We start from the raw sequence: 17,606 nt of genomic DNA, 5'->3' as shown, positions 1-17,606 counted from the left end.
ACTTACTCGGCGGGCGTCTCGGCGGGGGCGTCGCTCGCCGCCGCGTCGTCGGCCTTGGGAGCGGCCTTCTTCCTCGGGGTGGTGGCGCCGGCGGCCGGCTCCTCACCCGAGGCGCGGACGGCCTCCTCGTAAAGGGCCTTCTTGTCCGGCTTCGGGGCGGCGACCTTCATGGGCGGCGGCGCGGCCTCGCCCTTGAACTTCTGCCAGTCACCGGTGACGCGGAAGATGGCGGCGACGGCCTCGGTCGGCTGCGCGCCGACACCCAGCCAGTACTGCGCCCGCTCGGAGTCGACCTCGATGAAGGACGGGTCCTCCTTCGGGTGGTACTTGCCGATCGTCTCGATCGAACGCCCCTCGCGCTTGGTGCGGGAGTCGGCGACGACGATGCGGTAGTACGGCGCGCGCATTTTGCCCAGGCGCATGAGCTTGATCTTGGTGGCCACGGTGTGTGGTGTTCTCCTCGAACGCAGGTCGTGTGTGCCCGCCCGGAGCGACGCGTGGGGGTACGGCGGGGGCGGTGCGGCTGGACACGGCCGGCAACGGTGAGAGGGCCGCCCACCGCCGTGTTCGACGGTCCATTGTGCCAGAAAGAGAACCCCGTCCTCTTCCCGCCCTCGCACGCTCGGGCGCGAGCCTCTGGACGGGGCCATGCCGGGTACATCTAGCCGCGGACGGCGGCCAGCGCCCGGGCGGCGGCCTCGGCGACGGGCACCTCCTCGCGCTCCCCCGTCGCCCGGTCGCGCAGCTCGATCACGCCGGCGGCGAGCCCGCGGCCCACGGTGACGATGGTCGGCATCCCGAGCAGCTCGGCGTCCTTGAACTTGACCCCGGGCGAGACCTTGGGCCGGTCGTCGTAGAGCACGGTCAGCCCGGCCGCGACCATCTCCTGGGCCAGCGACTCGGCAGCCTCGAAGACCGCGGCGTCCTTGCCGGTGGCGACCACGTGCACGTCGGCCGGCGCGACCTCGCGCGGCCACACCAGGCCCAGCTCGTCGTGCGTGGACTCGGCGATCGCGGCCACGGCGCGGGAGACGCCGATCCCGTAGGACCCCATGGTGACCGTGACGAGCTTGCCGTTCTCGTCGAGCACCCTGAGGTCGAGTGCCTCCGCGTACTTGCGGCCCAGCTGGAAGATGTGGCCCAGCTCCACCCCGCGGGCCAGCTCCAGCGGGCCGGAACCGTCGGGCGCCGGGTCGCCGGGCAGCACCTCGGCGGCCTCGATGACGCCGTCCCAGGTGAAGTCCCGGCCGGCCACCAGGTCGAAGACGTGCTTGCCGGGCTCGTTGGCGCCGGTGATCCAGCGGGTGCCGGTCACCACCCGCGGGTCGACGAGGAAGCGGATGCCCGACGCGCTGTCGGCGCCGAGCACATGCGGACCGATGTAGCCCTTGACCAGCTCGGGGTGGGCCTCGAAGTCGCTGAACGGCTCCACCTCGGCCGGCGAGACCTGCGCCTCCAGCCGCTTGAGGTCGACCTCGCGGTCGCCGGGGATGCCGACCACCAGCGGCTCGCGGGTGCCGTCGGGGTGCATCAGCGTGACGACGACGTTCTTCAGCGTCGAGGCGGCGGTGTGGTCCTCGTCGGGGAACAGCTGCTGCGCGACCGCGACCAGCGTCTCGATGGTCGGGGTGTCGGGGGTGTCCTCGACGTGGGCTTCGGGCAGCCCCTCGAGCGGGATCTCGTCGGGGACGACGGTGGTCACCGCCTCCACGTTGGCCGCGTAGCCGCCGGCCGAGCGGACGAACGTGTCCTCGCCGATCGGGGTGGGGTGCAGGAACTCCTCGCTCCGGGACCCGCCCATGGCTCCCGACATCGCCGAGACGATGACGTAGTCCAGGCCCAGCCGGTCGAAGACCCGGATGTAGGCGTCGCGGTGGGCGGCGTAGCTCTTGTCCAGCCCGGCGTCGTCGACGTCGAAGGAGTAGCTGTCCTTCATCGTGAACTCGCGGCCGCGGAAGAGCCCCGCCCGGGGACGCGCCTCGTCCCGGTACTTGGTCTGGATCTGGTACAGCGCGAGCGGCAGGTCCTTGTACGACGAGTACAGGTCCTTCACCAGGAGGGTGAACATCTCCTCGTGGGTGGGGCCGAGCAGGTAGTCGGCACCCCGGCGGTCCTGGAGACGGAAGAGGTTGGGGCCGTACTCGGTCCAGCGGTTGGTGGCCTCGTAGGGCTCACGCGGCAGCAGCGCCGGGAAGTGCACCTCCTGCGCGCCCATCCGGTTCATCTCCTCGCGGACGACGCGCTCGACGTTGCGGAAGACGCGGTAGCCCAGCGGCAGCCAGGTGAAGCCACCCGGCGCGGCCCGCCGGATGTACCCCGCCCGCACCAGGAGGCGGTGGCTGGGCACCTCCGCGTCGGCCGGGTCGTCGCGCAGGGTGCGCAGGAACAGCGTGGACATCCGCAGCAGCACGCGACGAGTCTCCCAGGCGGGCCCGCGGGGTCGCCGCTGGGTTTGCCGCGACGGCGGAGAGCACGCTGCCGGGCTCGGTGCGGGGGTCACCGAGCCCGGCAGCGGGTCCGTGGGAGGGGCAGCGGTCAGTCGTCGACGCGGTCGCCGCCGTCGTCGTCGCCGGGCGGGTCGTCGGAGCCGTGCCCGCCGCCCACCCGGCCGGTGGAGTCGTCGGCGCCCGGGGCGGGCGACGGTGAGCTCGAGTCCTCGGGCCGGTCCTCGTCGGCCCGCACGCCCTCGTCGCGGAAGGAGGGGACGCCGTCGGCGCAGGCGACGTGCACCTCCACCTCCTGCGTGGCGCTCCCGAATTCCACCTCCCCGTGCTGGTCCTGGTCGTCGACCCACCAGCCGGTCGCCGGGGCCGCCCCCACCTGCAGGATCCCGCCGTCGCAGGAGGCGAAGACCGTGCCCCCGACGGTGGCGTACTCGCCCGAGGGCGGCGCCGCGGCCGGTGGCTGCGACGCGGCGGCAGGCAGGCCGGCGTCGTGGGAGCCGGCCGGCGAGGCGGACACCGACTCGGTGGCCGCGATCGGCCGGGTCACCGGCGAGGCCTCGGCGTCGACGAGGGACACGGCGAGGAAGCCGACGGCCGACGCCGCCGAGGCGGTCCAGAGGGCTGCGAGTGCAACGGTCCGCGTCATGCCGCAGACGCTCCCGCCGCGTCGGTCGAGCTCACCCACAGAGACTGACGCGTGCGGCCCCCGTGATCATCCCCCTGACTTGGGGACACGAACTGCCGGCCCGGGGACGTCACGATCAGCGCACGGCCCGACTCCTGGTCGTGGAGGACGACGAGCGGATCCGCACCGCCGTCATCCGGGCACTGCGCGACCGCGGCCACGCCTTGGGCTCCGACGGCACCGGCCTCCGCCCCCGGCCGCACCGAGGTCACGCTGGGGCTCGGATCGCCTCCGGCCTAGACGACCCGGCCGCGCAGCACGATGTGCCGCGGCCGGGCGAGGGTGCCGAGGTCGGCGCGCGGGTCGGCGTCGTAGACGACCAGGTCGGCCGGCGCCCCCTCCTCGATGCACGGCAGCCCGAGCCACGAGCGCGCCGACCACGAGGCCGCCGCCAGTGCCGCCTCGGCCGGGAGACCCGCTGCGTGCAGGGCGCGCACCTCGTCGGCGATCCGGCCGTGGTCGATGCCGCCCCCGGCGTCGGTGCCGGCGAACACCGGCACGCCGGCCTCGAACGCCGCCCGGACGACGGCGCCCGACGAGGCGTGCAGCCGCCGCATCGTGCTGGCGTACGCGGGGAACCTCTTCTCGCCCGCGGCCGCGAAGCCGGGGAAGTTCTCCACGTTGACCAGCGTGGGGACGACGGCGGTGCCCCGCGCAGCCATGACGCCGACGAGCTCCTCGGTCAGGCCGGTGCCGTGCTCGATGCAGTCGATGCCGGCACCGATGAGGTCGGGCAGCGCGTCGGTGCCGAAGGTGTGCGCGGTGACCCGGGCGCCCTCCTCGTGCGCGGCGGCCATCGCGGCCGCGAGGACGTCGGCCGGCCACTCGGGCGCGAGGTCGCCCACGCCGCGGTCGATCCAGTCCCCCACCAGCTTCACCCAGCCGTCGCCGCGGCGGGCCTGCGCGCGGACCTCCTCGACCAGCGCGTCCGGCTCGATCTCGGCGGCCAGCCCGGGGATGTAGCGGCGGGTGCGGGCGATGTGCCGGCCGGCGCGGACGATCGTCGGCAGGTCCGGCTCGTCGTCCAGGGCCCGGGTGTCGACCGGGGAGCCGCAGTCGCGCAGCGCCAGGACGCCCGCGCCGCGCTCGGTGAGCGCCTGCTCGCGGGCGGCGGCGAGGTCGTCGACCGGCGATCCGCCGGTGGCGATGCCGACGTGACAGTGCGCGTCGACCAGGCCGGGCACCAGCCAGCCCCCGCGGCCGACCGTCTCGGCGCCGGGCACCGGCTCGAACGTGACGCGGCCGTCGTGGACCCACAGGTCGCGGTGCTCCCCCTCGGGCAGCACGACGCCGGCGAGGTGCAGGGCGGGCGCGCTCACCGGGAGGGCCGCTCGTCCCCGGGCTGGTCGAAGGTGAGCTTGGTGAGGTCGGGCAGGCCCTGCCCCGGCGGCAGCCCGGGCATGCCGCCGGGCACACCTCCGGGGAACCCGCCGCCGAAGGGGTTGCCCGCGCCCGGCGGCAGGGCCGGGGCGCCGACGGGCCGGCGGGCTGGGCCGCCCTTGCCCTTCCCCTTGCCCTTCTTGCCCTTCTTCGCCTGGGCCTGCATCTGCCGGCCGCGGGCCTTCTTCGACATCGGGCCCATGCCGGGCAGGCCCATGCTGCCGGCCATCTGGCCCATCATCTTCTGGGCCTGGGCGAAGCGCTCCAGCAGCTGGTTGACCTGGGTGACGGTGACGCCCGAGCCGTTGGCGATGCGCACCCGCCGCGACGAGTTGATGATCTTCGAGTTGACCCGCTCCTCGGGCGTCATCGAGCGGATGATCGCCGCGGTGCGGTCCAGGTCGCGGTCGTCGACCTGCTTGAGCTGCTCCTTCATCTGCCCGGCACCGGGCAGCATGCCGAGCAGGTTGGCGATCGGGCCCATCTTGCGGATGGCCATCATCTGCTCGAGGAAGTCCTCGAGGGTGAAGCCCTCGCGGCTGACGAGCTTGCCGGCCATCTTCTCGGCCTGCTCGGCGTCGAAGGCCTGCTCGGCCTGCTCGATGAGGGTGAGCACGTCGCCCATGCCGAGGATGCGCGAGGCCATCCGCTCGGGGTGGAAGACGTCGAAGTCGGTGAGCTTCTCGCCGGTGGAGGCGAACATGATCGGCTGGCCGGTCACGTAGCGCACGGACAGGGCGGCACCGCCGCGGGCGTCGCCGTCGAGCTTGGTGAGGACGACGCCGGTGAAGCCCACGCCGTCGCGGAAGGCCTCGGCGGTGGTGACGGCGTCCTGACCGATCATCGCGTCGACGACGAAGAGCGTCTCGTCGGGCCGGACGGCGTCGCGGATGCCGGCCGCCTGCGCCATCAGCTCGGCGTCGATGCCCAGCCGGCCGGCGGTGTCGACCACGACGACGTCGTGCATGGTGCGCCGCGCGTGGTCGATCGAGTCGGCGGCGACGCGGATCGGGTCGCCGACGCCGTTGCCCGGCTCGGGCGCGAAGACGTCGACCCCGGCCTGGCCGGCCACGATGGAGAGCTGGTTGACCGCGTTGGGCCGCTGGAGGTCGGCGGCGACCAGCAGCGGGGTGTGGCCCTGGGACTTCAGCCAGCGGCCGAGCTTGCCGGCCAGGGTCGTCTTACCGGAGCCCTGCAGACCGGCGAGCATGATCACCGTGGGCGACTGCTTGGCGTAGCGCAGCCGGCGGGTCTCCCCGCCGAGGATCTGGATGAGCTCCTCGTTGACGATCTTGATGACCTGCTGCGCGGGGTTGAGCGCCTGGGACACGTCGGCCCCGCGCGCCCGCTCCTTGACCGCGGTGATGAAGGCCCGCACCACCGGCAGGGCGACATCGGCCTCCAGCAGCGCGATGCGGATCTCCCGCGCGGTCGCGTCGATGTCGGCGTCGGTCAGCCGGCCCTTGCCGCGCAGGCCGCTGAAGACCTTGTCCAGGCGGTCGGAGAGGGTCTCGAACACAGCACGTCCTCGCAGAGCTCGTGGGCGCGGCCGGCCGGTCGCTCCGACCGGCTCTTCGGCCTCCGGCGTCCGGGGAGCCCCCGGGGCCGTCGCGCCACCTCCGGACCAGCCTAACGAGCAGGAGCCAGGGGACGGCGGGATCGGCCGACCGGACCGCGCCGCGGGCCCGGTGACGGAGTCGCACGGCCACCCTTCAGGGACCCGCGCCGAGCCTGCGAGGCGTGGGGGGCAGGGTGGCCCTTCTTCAGGCCGCGCGGCGGGCGGGCGCGGCCACGGCGGCCACCGGGGCGGCCGTGACGACCGCCGTGCCGCAGTCGGCGCAGGACCACTCGGGGCACTCGTCGCCGCCCTCGGTGTGCCCGTCGACGCACGGCGGCTGGACGAACTCCCGGTCCCCGTCGCAGGAGGGGCAGGGCCAGACCCTGCCCTCGGCTGCGGCGACCTCGACGGACGTGCCGGTCATGCGGGGTGCCTCCCTGCGGTCGTCGTCGGAACCGTTCCGTCCCGCTCGTCCCGACGGTGGCACGGGGGTACGACAGGACCGCGCACCTCAGCCCGGCGTGTCCGCCGGGTCGGGCACCGCGCCCCGGACGGCGGCGGCCAGGGCGGCCTCCACCCGGGCCCGCTGGTCGGCGCCGATCGGCTCCCCGGAGGGGTTGGCGACGTAGAAGTGGTCGGCGGCGTCGGCGCCGAGGGTCTCGACCCGGGCCGAGGTGACGTCGAGGCCCTCGGTCACCAGCGCCGCGGTCAGCCGATACAGCAGCCCGGCCCGGTCCCCCGCGCGCACCTCGACGATGCCGGTCGCGTCGCCGGTCACCTCGCCGTTGTGCCAGGACACCCGCGGCGGCGTCGCCCGGGCGGCGTCCTGCCGGTAGTCGGCCTCCCGCTGCCGCAGCCGCTCGGCCAGCGGCAGGGTCCCCTCGAAGGCGGCCCGCACGGCGTCGGCCAGAATCGAGGCCACCGGCGCCCGACCGAACCGCGGCCGGACGGCGAAGACCGCGGTGGCGCGGTGGCCGGCGACGTTGACCTTGGCGGCGCGCACGTCGAGCTGGTTGAGCGCCAGGACGCCCGCGAGCTGGCTGAACAGGCCGTGCCGGTCGGGCGCGACGATCGTCACCTGCTGGCCGTCGGCGACGTCCTCCACGCCGACGGAGATGGCGCTGGCGGCGTCGGCCGGGGCGTCGGTGCTCACCTGCGGCTCCCCCGGGTGCAGCACCGGCTCGGGCTCGGGGACCGGGGTGCCGCCCAGCCGCGCCTGCACCCGGGCGACCAGCGCGGCGACCAGGTGGGCCTTCCAGGGCGACCAGGCCGAGGAGCTGGTCGCGGCGCCGTCGGCCTGCGCCAGGGCGTGCAGCAGGTGCAGCAGTGCCGGGTCGTGCCCGATGGTCGCGGCCACCCGCTCGACGGTGGCGGGGTCGTCGATGTCGCGGCGGGTCGCGGTGTCGGGCAGCAGCAGGTGGTGGCGCACCATCGCGGCCAGCGTGGCGACGTCGGCCGCGGCGAAGCCCATCCGGGCGGCGATGCGGGCCGCGATGGGTTCGCCGACCTCGCTGTGGTCGCCGGGCCAGCCCTTGCCGACGTCGTGCAGGAGCGCGCCGACCAGCAGCAGGTCGGGCCGGTCGACGTCCCTGGTCAGCTCCGCGGCGGCCGCGGCGGCCTCCACCAGGTGCCGGTCGACGGTGAACCGGTGCCACGGGTGGCGCTGCGGCAGCGAGCGGATCCGGTCCCACTCCGGCAGGAAGCGGGACAGCAGCCCCTCCTGGTCGAGCTGCTCGAGGACCGCCACCGCGGACCGCCCGCTGGCCAGCAGCCGCAGGAACGACCAGCGCACCTCCGCCGGCCACGGCTCGGGCACCGGCCGCGAGTGCACCGCGAGCACCTTGAGCGTGTAGGGGGACAGCAGCAGGTCCTCGCGCGCGGCGGCGGCCGCGCCCCGGAGCACCAGGCCGGGGTCGGCGGCGGGGCGCGCGTCGCGGGCGAGCACGACTTCGTCGCCCTGGCGGACGACGCCCTCGGCCAGGGGCTCCCGGCGCACCCGCCGGTACCGGCCCCGGGGACGGCGGACCAGCGCGGCCTCCACCCGCCGCCAGGTCTCGTCGGCGACGAACGCCAGCCGGCGCCCGGCCAGGCTCACCTCGCGCAGCAGCGCGTCCTCGTCGGGCAGGCCGAGCGCCACGGCCACCGGGCGCTGCTCCTGCCGGACCAGCACGTCGCTGGGCCGGCCCGTGCGCCGCCGCAGTTCGTCGCGCACGTCGAGCAGGAACGCGTAGGCCTCCTCGACCTCAGCGGTGGGCTCGTCGGCCAGCTGGGCGGCGGCCACCGCGCGCAGCACCTGCCCCTCCCGCAGGCCGCCGTAGGCCTCCTTGAGGTCGGGCTCGAGGAGGAAGGCCAGCTCGCCGACCTGCCGGGCGCGGCCGCAGCGCAGGTCGCGCAGCTGGGGCAGCAGCCGGGACGCCGACTGCCGCCAGCTGCCCAGGGTCGCGCTGCGCAGCGTCGCCGCGAGCCCGGCGTCCCCGGCGACGAAGCGGACGTCGACCATCCCGAGCCCGGCCTTGACGTCGGTGGAGGCGACGCCGACCGCCTCGGCGACCGTCCGCACCGAGTGGTCCAGCCGCAGCCCGGCGTCCCAGACGGGGTACCAGATCGCGTCCGCGAGCGCGGCGATCTCCGGACGCCCCTCGTGCACGAGGACGAGGTCGAGGTCGCCCTGCGGCGGGAGCTCCCGGCGACCCAGGCTGCCGACGGCGACCAGGGCGACGCCGTCGGTCCCGGTGCGCGGCGGTTCTCCAGCCCGCCCGCCCGCACCCCGGCGGGAGCGGGGCGGCGGGGTGCCCGCGACCGCCTCGTCGAGCAGGCCGGTGAGCCAGGCGTCGAGCACCTCCGCGCGCTCGCCCCGCGGCAGTGCGGGCAGCGACCCGGTGTCCAGCACGTCTCCCCCTCGCTCCTCGTCAGCTGCTCCTGGGAACGGCGTCGGCCGGGGTGGCAGGCACTCCTCCCACCCCGGCCGTCGAAGGACCCCCTGCCCCCACGGGCTCGCGCGAGCTCGCCGCGGGCCCCTGCAGGGGGCCGGGTGTCAGAGGGCGTCGGCGCCGCGCTCCCCCGTGCGGACGCGCACGATCTCGTCGATCGTCGTCACCCACACCTTCCCGTCGCCGATCTGGCCGGTGGAGGCGGCCTCGACGATCGCGTCCACGACCCGGGCGGCCTCGACCTCCCCGACGACGACCTCGATGCGGACCTTCGGCACGAAGTCCACCTGGTACTCCGCCCCGCGGTAGACCTCGGTGTGGCCCCGCTGGCGGCCGAAGCCCTGGACCTCGCTGACGGTGAGCCCGGCGATGCCGATCAGCTCGAGGGCGTCCTTGACGTCGTCCAGCTTGAACGGCTTGACGATGGCGGTGACGAGCTTCACGCCCGGCTCCTCTCGGTGGGAACGGTCATACCCCGGGCCTCGGCGTGCGCCTGGTTGCCCAGGGTCGCGCTGCCGCCCCCGCCGCCGAGGGAGTCGAGGTCGTAGCCGGTCTCAGCGTGCACGACGGAGTCGATGCCGGTCACCTCGTCCTCCTCGGCCACCCGGAAGCGCATGGTCTTGGCGATGACGACGCCGATCACCAGGGTGAGGACGAAGGAGTAGACCAGCACGGCGACGGCGCCCAGCGCCTGCCGCCACAGCTGGTCGAGACCGCCGCCGTAGAGGAGGCCGTCGACGCCGGCCGTGGTGCTCGCCGAGGCGAACAGGCCCACCGCCAGGGTGCCCCACAGGCCACCGACGAGGTGGACGCCGACGACGTCGAGCGAGTCGTCGTAGCCCAGCCGGTACTTCAGGCCCACCGCCAGGGCGCAGACGACGCCGGCGACCAGGCCGATGAGGATCGCCCCGATCGGCGTCACCGACGAGCAGGCCGGGGTGATGGCGACCAGACCGGCGACGACGCCGGAGGCGGCACCCAGGGAGGTGGCGTGGCCGTCACGCAGCTTCTCGATCAGCAGCCAGCCCAGGGCCGCCGCACCCGTGGCGACCAGCGTGGTCACGAAGACCTCGGCGGCCTGCCCGTTGGCGGCCAGCGCGGAGCCGGCGTTGAAGCCGAACCACCCGAACCACAGGATGCCGGCGCCGATCATCACCAGCGGCAGGTTGTGCGGCCGCATCGGGTCGCGCCCGAAGCCGCGCCGCTTGCCCAGCACCAGGGCCAGCGCCAGGCCGGCCGCACCGGCGTTGATGTGCACCGCGGTGCCGCCGGCGAAGTCGATGGCCAGCAGGTCGTTGGCGATCCAGCCACCGGTCTCGGACTCCGCGCCGTCGAAGGCGAAGACCCAGTGCGCGACCGGGAAGTAGACCAGCGTCGCCCAGACACCGGCGAAGACCATCCACGGGCCGAAGCGGGCCCGGTCGGCGACGGCGCCGGAGATGAGCGCGACGGTGAGGATGGCGAACATCGCCTGGAAGGCGACGAAGGCCATCGACGGCACCGTGAAGACCAGGCTCTCGGGCTGGAAGCCGCCCTCCAGGCCGCTGGTGCCCAGCAGCGCGGAGAGCCCGAAGAACTCCAGCGGGTTCCCGAGCAGGCCGCCGCCGATGTCGTCGCCGAAGGCCATCGAGTAGCCGTAGAGCACCCACAGCACGCTGATCAGGGCGAGCGCGCCGAAGCTCATCATCATCATGTTGAGGACGCTCTTCGCGCGGACCATGCCGCCGTAGAAGAGCGCCAGACCGGGGGTCATGAACAGCACCAGCGCGGCACTGGCCAGGACCCAAGCGGTGTCGCCGGTGTCCACGGCAACCTCCTGACGGATCGGTGCGGCCGGCATCGCGCAGGCCGCACGGGACGGGGCCGGGACGTCGGGAGACGCCCGGGCCGAGGGGCTGACCGGCGCTCCTCCCGGGGAGGGGCGACGTTGACGCTCACCGTGCCGCCGGCACGTTTCGGCGACCGGCGCGCCACTGTTTCCGCGCGGTGAACTCCGGCCCGCGTGTCTGCCCGTCGTGTTCCGGTCGTGTTGCGGAGCCCGCTCCCGGCGTCCGTTGCACCTTGTTGCAAGCCATGTGCAGTTGCGAAGAGGCTGCAATAAGGTCCCCGGCAGGCACCCACCGCACGGGGTGGGGCCGCCTCCCGAGGAGTCCGCGTGCACCTGCCCGCCGTGTCAGCCCCGTTCCGCGCGCCGCTGCGCCTCGTGCGGGTCGGCAGCGGCTTCAGCCACCACGAGCGCCGGTCCATCGGCGCCATGGCCGCGGTCGTGCTGCTGCTGCACGTCGTGGGCTGGGGCGTGCTGGTCCTCGCGGTCGCCCCCGCCGGGTACCAGCTCGGCAGCACCGGGGTCCTCGGGGTGGGCGTCGGGCTGACCGCCTACATGCTCGGCGTCCGCCACGCCTTCGACGCCGACCACATCGCCTCGATCGACAACACCACCCGCAAGCTGGTCGACGAGGGCAAGCCGGCGGTGAGCACGGGCTTCTGGTTCTCCCTCGGGCACTCGTCGGTGGTCTTCGCCGCCAGCCTGCTGCTGGTCGCCGGCGTCCGGTCGATCGCCGGCGTCGTCCAGGACGAGAGCTCCTCGGTCAACCAGGCGCTCGGGCTGGTCGGCACGCTCGTGGCCGGTACCTTCCTGCTGCTCATCGGCCTGATGAACCTCGGTTCGGCGGTGGGCATCGCCCGGGTGTTCCGCCGGATGCGCGCCGGGGAGTACGACGAGGCCGAACTGGAGCACCACCTGCACAACCGCGGGTTCCTCGCCCGTCTCCTGGGGAGGGTGACCCGGCGGGTCAGCAAGCCGTGGCACCTCTACCCGGTCGGCCTGCTCATGGGTCTGGGCTTCGACACCGCCACGCAGGTCGCGCTGCTGGTCCTGGCCGCCGGCTCCGCCGCCTTCGTGCTGCCGTGGTACGCGATCCTGGTCCTGCCGGTGCTGTTCGCGGCGGGGATGAGCCTGTTCGACACCGCGGACGGCGTACTGATGACCCGCGCCTACGGCTGGGCGTTCCTCAAGCCGGTCCGCAAGGTGTTCTACAACCTCACGATCACCGTCCTGTCGGTGACCGTGGCCCTCGTGATCGGCTCACTGGTGCTCGTCGGGCTGCTCGTGGAGCGACTGTCCCTCGACGCCGGCCCGCTGGTGTGGATGGCGTCGCTGGACCTCGAGTTCGTCGGCTTCGCGATCGTCGGCCTGTTCCTCGTGACCTGGGCGGTCGCCGTGGCCGTGTGGCGCTTCGGTCGCATCGAGCAGCGGTGGACCGACGGCGCGGCGGCCGCCGACGCCGCATAGCCCCGCCGCCGGCCGCTCGTCGAGCGGTCGGCGGCCCCCCTGCAGGGTCCCGCTGCGAGCCCGGTGACGTACGGGAACGGCCCCCTGCAGGGTCCCGCTGCGAGCCTGCGAGCAGTGGGGGGCAGGGGGGTCCTTTTCAGTCGGCGCCGCCGACCAGGGCCTCCGCGAACGCCTCGGGCTCGAACGGCGCTAGGTCGTCGGCGCCCTCCCCCAGCCCGACGAGCTTGACCGGGATGCCGAGCTCGCGCTGCACCGAGACGACGATGCCGCCCTTGGCGGTGCCGTCGAGCTTGGTGAGGACGACGCCGGTGACGGTCACCGCTCCGGTGAACACGCGGGCCTGGACGACGCCGTTCTGGCCGGTCGTGGCGTCGAGGACCAGCAGCACCTCGGTCACCGGCGCGACCTTCTCGACGACCCGTTTGATCTTGCCGAGCTCGTCCATGAGGCCGCCCTTGGTGTGCAGCCGGCCGGCGGTGTCGACCACGACGGTGTCCACCTCGCCCTCCAGCCCGGTGCGCGCCGCCTCGAAGGCGACCGACGCCGGGTCGGCCCCCTCCCGGCCGCGGACGGTGAGGACGCCGACCCGCTCGCCCCAGGTCTCCAGCTGGTCGGCGGCGGCGGCGCGGAAGGTGTCGGCGGCGCCCAGGACGACGCTCTTGCCGTCACCGACGAGGACGCGGGCGATCTTGCCGACGGTGGTCGTCTTGCCGGCACCGTTGACGCCGACGACCAGGACGATCCCCGGTCGGCCCTCGTGCCGGTCCACGCCCAGGCTGCGGTCGAGGTCGGGCCCGAGGACGGCGGTGAGCTCCCGGACCAGCAGCAGCCGCAGCTCCGCGCCGGAGGCGGTGGCCAGCACCATCGACTGGGTGCGCAGCCGGTCGACGATCTGCTGGGTGGCCGCGACGCCGACGTCCGCGGCGAGCAGGGTCTCTTCGACCTCCTCCCAGTCGTCCTCGGTCAGCCGCTCGCGGGCGAGGACGGTGAGCAGGCCGCGGCCCAGGTTCGACTGGGAGCGGGCCAGCCGCGACCGCAGCTTCACCAGCCGCCCGGCCGACGGTGGCGGGGTCTCGAAGACCAGGCCGGGCTCGGGGGTGGCCGGGGGCAGCTCGACGTCGGGCGGCGCCTCGGGCGAGACGGCGTCCGGCTCGGCCGTCGTCCCCAGCCCGCTCGCCGTCGCCCCCGACGGCCGGGGCGGGGCCTCGGCCGTCGGGGTGGGCGGGCGCGGCCGGGTCAGCGTGGTGCCGGCGGTGGCGTCGTCGTCCAGCCGGGTGGTCCGCCGGCCGCGGCCGACGAGCAGGCTGACCCCGAGGACCAGACCCACGACCAGGATCGCGATCGCGATCAGCACGAACTCCATGGCCCCCAGTCTCCCAGCACCCGGGGTCGGGGTCGGTGCGGATCCCGCGCCCGTGCGCCACCCTGGGCGGCATGCCGCTACCCGGCCGGAACGCCCCGGTCCTCCTCCTCGGTCCCCTGCTGCGGCACGTCGACCCCGTCTCGGCCACCGTGTGGGTGGAGACCGACCGGCCGTGCGAGGTGACGGTGCTCGGCCGCCGCGCCCGCACCTTCGCCGTGAGCGGGCACCACTACGCCCTCGTCGTCGTCGAGGGGCTCGAGCCGGGCAGCGTCACGCCCTACGAGGTGCACCTGGACGGCGAGCGGGTCTGGCCCGCGGCGTCGTCCACGTTCCCGGCCAGCCGGATCCGGACGCCGGGCCGGCCGGGGCCCTTCCGGATCGCCTTCGGCTCCTGCCGCTACGCCACCCCCAGCACCGTCGACGCCACCGAGGGCATCCCGCCCGACGCGCTGGACACCTACGCCGCCCGGCTCGCGGAACAGCCGGAGGACGAGTGGCCCGACGCGCTGGTGCTGCTGGGCGACCAGGTCTACGCCGACGAGCTCACGCACGCGACCCGCGACTGGCTCTCGCTGCGCCGGCAGCACCCGGCCCCGGCCGACGCCCAGGTCGACAACTTCGAGGAGTACACCCGGCTCTACGCGGAGTCCTGGAGCGACCCGCAGGTGCGCTGGCTGCTGTCCACCGTGCCGTCGTCGATGATCTTCGACGACCACGAGATGATCGACGACTGGAACACCTCCGCCGCCTGGCGCCGCGAGGTGACCGGGCAGGACTGGTGGACCCGCCGGATCTGCGGTGGCCTGGTCAGCTACTGGGTGTACCAGCACCTGGGCAACCTCAGCCCGCAGGAGCTGGCCGACAACACCACCTGGCAGGCGGTGCAGGAGCGGCGGGACGACGCCGAGCCGGTGCTGCAGGCGATGGCCGGGGCCGCCGACCGCGATCCGCGCTCGATCCGCTGGAGCTACGTGCGGCACTGGGGCGAGGCGCGGATGATCGTGATCGACAGCCGGGCCGGCCGGGTGCTCGACGAGTCCGCCCGGGCGATGCTCGACGACGACGAGTTCGCCTGGGTGGAGGCGGCGATGCGCCGCGCCGTCGACGAGGGCGTCGAGCACCTGGTGCTGGGCACCTCGCTGCCGTGGCTGCTGCCGCACGCCATCCACGAGGTCGAGCGGTGGAACGAGACGCTGGTCCGGCGGCACCTGGGTCGCCCGCTCGGCTGGGTCTCCGAGCGGCTGCGGCAGGCCGCCGACCTCGAGCACTGGGCGGCGTTCGGGGACTCCTTCGAACGGCTGGGTCGGGCCCTGGTGGCGCTGGGCCGCGGCGAGCAGGGCCGGGCGCCGGCGACCGCACTCGTGCTCTCCGGCGACGTCCACCACGCCTACGCCGCCGAGCTGGTGGCCCCTGACGGCCTGCGCACCCGGGTGCACCAGCTGACCGTGTCGCCGCTGCACAACCAGGCGCCGCATCCGATCCGGGTGGGCTTCCGGATCGGCTGGAGCCGCTGGGCCCGCCGGCTGACCACGGGGCTGTCCCGCCTGGCGCGGGTCCGCCCCTCCGAACTGGACTGGGCCAAGCAGGCCGGCCCGTACTTCGGCAACCAGCTCGGCGAGCTCGTCCTCAACGACCGCGACGTCTCCTTCCGGCTGTTCGTCACCGACCGGGACGACGCCGGCCAGGAGCGGCTGCAGCTGGTCGCCGACCTGCCGCTGTCGGACCCCGTCGCGGCGGAGGTGACAGGCTGACGCGGGTGAGCGACCCCCTGGGCACGCGGCCCGCTCCCGGCCCCGACCAGCCGCCGATCCCGGTCCGGCTGGTCACCTTCAACACCCACCACGGCGTCGGGGTCGACGGCCGCCACGACCTGCCGCGGCTGGCCACGGTGCTCGCCGCGGCCGACGCCGACCTCATCTGCCTGCAGGAGGTGGACCGGTACTACGGCGACCGCAGCGAAGACGTCGACCAGGCGCTGCTGCTCTCCCGGGCGCTGGACATGCAGCTGGCGTGGGGCCCGGCGATCGACGAGCCGCGCCGGGAGCGGGTGCTGCGCCGCCAGTACGGCAACGCGCTGCTGTCCCGGCTGCCGATCCTGGTCAGCGACGTCCACCCGCTGCCCGGTGGCGGCGAGCCGCGCAGCGCGCTGCGGACGATGGTCGAGCTCGACGGTGCCGTGCTGTGGGTGACGACCACGCACCTGTCGACCCGCTCCCCCGCGGAGCGCGCCGAGCAGATCGCCGCGATCGCCGCGCTGCACACCGAGCCGATGGAGACCGGCGTCCTCGTCGGGGACTTCAACGCCGACCCCAGGAAGGCCCCCGAGCTGGCCGAACTGACCGGGCGCTTCACCGACGCGTGGGACCTGGCGCCCGACCGCGAGGACCGGGCCGGCTGGCGCTTCTGGCACCACCAGCACGGCGAGACGCACCCGGCCCGGCGCCCGCGCCGGCGGATCGACCAGGTGTGGGTCTCCCCCGGCGTCGGCGTGGCCCGCGCGCACGTACTCGACGGCGCCGGCGCCTCCGACCACCTGCCGCTCGTCGTCGACCTGCAGGTCCGCTCCGGCGTGTGACGCCGCTCGGAACGGGGCCACGGACCGGTGCACGGGTCGGTGACCGGGCGCGACGCCAGAGAATGGGGGACCGACGTGCGGGTGGCGGTGGTGGGAGCGGGCATCGGCGGCCTCGCCCTGGCCCAGGGGCTCCACCGGTCAGGACTCGACGTGGTCGTCGTCGAGCGGGACCTCGACCTCGCTCGGACGGGCGGCTACCGGTTGCACCTCGGTGTGCCGGCCCTGACCGCGCTGCGCGAGCTGCTCGATCCCTCCCTCGTCGAGCTCCTGCACGCCTCGGCGGCGCGGGACGACCGCGGCATCGCGGTGCGCGACCACCGCGGACGTCTCATCGCCCACGGCGGCACCGCCGGGCAGGAGGCCCTGGACGTCGACCGCGTGACCCTGCGGCTGCTGCTCGCGCACGGACTCGGCGACGTCCTGCGCCTCGGCCGCCGGTGCACCGGCCACGAGGTCCGCGGCGACCGCGTCGTCACGCACCTCGACGACGGCTCGAGCGTGGAGTCCGACGTCCTCGTCGGCGCCGACGGTGTCTCCTCGGTGGTCGCCACCGCCCTCGCCGGGCGCCCGACGGCGCGGCCGACCGGGCTCTCGGGTGTCGCCGGCTGGACGACTGCCGACGTGCTCCCCCCGGAGGCCCGTCGCCTCGTGGACCGGAGCGCCGTCCTGGCCATCGGTCCCGGGGGCAGCGGCCTGTACCTGTCGTTGCACGACCCGCTGCAGCAGAGCCCGATCCGGATCGGGACGAGCGCGGCCACGACCCGTGAGCCACGGGTCATCTGGGGCGTCATCGCCACGGACGCCGTCCTCCCCCCGCAGCTGCGCCGGTCATCGTCGCCCGAGGTCGTCCGAGCGGCGGCCACGGTGCTGCGCCGGGGTCACTGGGCCGACTCCCTGGTCTCGATCGTCGAGCGCGCCGACCCCGAGGGGGTCAGCGTCTTCCGCTTCTCGGCTGCCGACCCCACCGACATCGCGTCCTGGCCCTCGACCCGCGTGACCGCGCTGGGCGACGCGGTCCACGCCGTCCCGCCGACCGGAGGACGCGGTGCCGCCACTGCGGTCGTCGACGCTGCCGAGCTCTGCACCGCGCTGACCGCCGCCGCTCGCGGGGAGGTGACGCCCGTCATGGCCGTCCACGACTACGAGCGCCTCCTGCGGCCGCGCGCCGCGGACGCCGTCCGCGAATCCCTGCAGCCCGTCGGGTGGATCCGGGCCACCGCCACGCCCGCGGGGAGCGTCGTCGCCCGCGCCGCTCTTCCGCTCGCCGCGCTCGTCGGTGGCGCGGCCGCCGCGGTGCGCCGCCGGCGCTGACCGTGGGCGTCGGACTCCCGGTGGGTCGCGACCGACCGGCAGGCGACACTCCCCCGACGCCGTCCGCA

General features: G+C 74.8%; 14 protein-coding genes. 4 read left to right on the top strand and 10 right to left on the bottom strand.

The window, feature by feature from the left end:
* Nucleotides 1-2: 2 nt before the first annotated feature.
* From rpsP to BLW63_RS07420, 9 genes are all read right to left on the bottom strand, one after another.
* Entirely contained in the window at nt 3-443 is a 441-nt protein-coding gene (gene rpsP / locus BLW63_RS07465; RefSeq protein WP_091153033.1) for a 30S ribosomal protein S16, read from the bottom strand.
* Between the two features lie 218 nt (nt 444-661).
* On the bottom strand, nt 662-2,410 hold the full coding sequence (locus BLW63_RS07460) for a proline--tRNA ligase (RefSeq protein WP_091153031.1): 1,749 nt from the start codon (nt 2,408-2,410) through the stop codon (nt 662-664).
* A 125-nt stretch (nt 2,411-2,535) separates the two neighbouring features.
* Entirely contained in the window at nt 2,536-3,090 is a 555-nt protein-coding gene (locus BLW63_RS07455) for a hypothetical protein (protein ID WP_091153029.1), read from the bottom strand.
* 275 nt (nt 3,091-3,365) lie between these two features.
* Nucleotides 3,366-4,448, bottom strand: coding sequence for an amidohydrolase family protein (locus tag BLW63_RS07445; protein ID WP_170856687.1), 1,083 nt, complete (start codon nt 4,446-4,448; stop codon nt 3,366-3,368).
* Nucleotides 4,445-6,028 carry a signal recognition particle protein gene (gene ffh / locus BLW63_RS07440; RefSeq protein WP_091153024.1) on the bottom strand — a complete coding sequence of 528 codons (1,584 nt, stop codon included), beginning with the start codon at nt 6,026-6,028 and terminating at the stop codon, nt 4,445-4,447. The genes BLW63_RS07445 and ffh overlap by 4 nt, the downstream gene beginning before the upstream one ends.
* Before the next feature lie 244 nt (nt 6,029-6,272).
* Nucleotides 6,273-6,491 (bottom strand): hypothetical protein, encoded by a 219-nt coding sequence (locus BLW63_RS07435; RefSeq protein ID WP_091153022.1) that lies wholly within the window; start codon nt 6,489-6,491, stop codon nt 6,273-6,275.
* 87 nt (nt 6,492-6,578) lie between these two features.
* Nucleotides 6,579-8,957 carry a [protein-PII] uridylyltransferase gene (locus BLW63_RS07430; protein ID WP_091153020.1) on the bottom strand — a complete coding sequence of 793 codons (2,379 nt, stop codon included), beginning with the start codon at nt 8,955-8,957 and terminating at the stop codon, nt 6,579-6,581.
* Between the two features lie 144 nt (nt 8,958-9,101).
* The gene (locus tag BLW63_RS07425; protein ID WP_091153018.1) at nt 9,102-9,440 is read right to left on the bottom strand and encodes a P-II family nitrogen regulator; all 339 of its coding nucleotides are present in this window, start codon (nt 9,438-9,440) and stop codon (nt 9,102-9,104) included.
* Nucleotides 9,437-10,804, bottom strand: a complete 1,368-nt coding sequence (locus BLW63_RS07420) for an ammonium transporter (RefSeq protein WP_091153015.1) — start codon at nt 10,802-10,804, stop codon at nt 9,437-9,439. The genes BLW63_RS07425 and BLW63_RS07420 overlap by 4 nt, the downstream gene beginning before the upstream one ends.
* A gap of 348 nt (nt 10,805-11,152) precedes the next feature.
* On the opposite strand from BLW63_RS07420, the gene nicT reads away from it, so the two are divergent.
* Nucleotides 11,153-12,289, top strand: a complete 1,137-nt coding sequence (gene nicT / locus BLW63_RS07415; RefSeq protein ID WP_244522419.1) for a Nickel transporter NicT — start codon at nt 11,153-11,155, stop codon at nt 12,287-12,289.
* A gap of 136 nt (nt 12,290-12,425) precedes the next feature.
* On the opposite strand, the gene ftsY is transcribed toward nicT, so the two are convergent.
* Nucleotides 12,426-13,652 (bottom strand): signal recognition particle-docking protein FtsY, encoded by a 1,227-nt coding sequence (ftsY, locus tag BLW63_RS07410; RefSeq protein ID WP_091153013.1) that lies wholly within the window; start codon nt 13,650-13,652, stop codon nt 12,426-12,428.
* A gap of 71 nt (nt 13,653-13,723) precedes the next feature.
* Here ftsY and BLW63_RS07405 point away from each other — a divergent pair, with 71 nt between their 5' ends.
* From BLW63_RS07405 to BLW63_RS07395, 3 genes are read left to right on the top strand one after another with little or no spacing between them, the layout of a single operon-like run.
* Nucleotides 13,724-15,403, top strand: coding sequence for an alkaline phosphatase D family protein (locus tag BLW63_RS07405; protein ID WP_091153234.1), 1,680 nt, complete (start codon nt 13,724-13,726; stop codon nt 15,401-15,403).
* 5 nt (nt 15,404-15,408) lie between these two features.
* The gene (locus BLW63_RS07400) at nt 15,409-16,227 is read left to right on the top strand and encodes an endonuclease/exonuclease/phosphatase family protein (protein ID WP_091153011.1); all 819 of its coding nucleotides are present in this window, start codon (nt 15,409-15,411) and stop codon (nt 16,225-16,227) included.
* A gap of 39 nt (nt 16,228-16,266) precedes the next feature.
* A complete protein-coding gene (locus BLW63_RS07395) occupies nt 16,267-17,538 on the top strand; it encodes an FAD-dependent oxidoreductase (protein WP_170856686.1) in 1,272 nt (423 codons plus the stop codon).
* Nucleotides 17,539-17,606: the final 68 nt, after the last annotated feature.

This window comes from Geodermatophilus africanus (assembly GCF_900107105.1).
GTDB lineage: Bacteria > Actinomycetota > Actinomycetes > Mycobacteriales > Geodermatophilaceae > Geodermatophilus > Geodermatophilus africanus.
Note: the sequence above shows the minus strand (reverse complement) of the source record. Positions and strands in the feature narration are given on the sequence as shown.

Excerpts from the sequence above, each read along its gene's own strand:
- ftsY (WP_091153013.1), bottom strand. The coding sequence starts at position 13,652 with ATGGAGTTCGTGCTGATCGCGATCGCGATCCTGGTCGTGGGTCTGGTC.
- BLW63_RS07405 (WP_091153234.1), top strand. The coding sequence starts at position 13,724 with ATGCCGCTACCCGGCCGGAACGCCCCGGTCCTCCTCCTCGGTCCCCTG.
- BLW63_RS07455 (WP_091153029.1), bottom strand. The coding sequence starts at position 3,090 with ATGACGCGGACCGTTGCACTCGCAGCCCTCTGGACCGCCTCGGCGGCG.
- BLW63_RS07435 (WP_091153022.1), bottom strand. The coding sequence starts at position 6,491 with ATGACCGGCACGTCCGTCGAGGTCGCCGCAGCCGAGGGCAGGGTCTGG.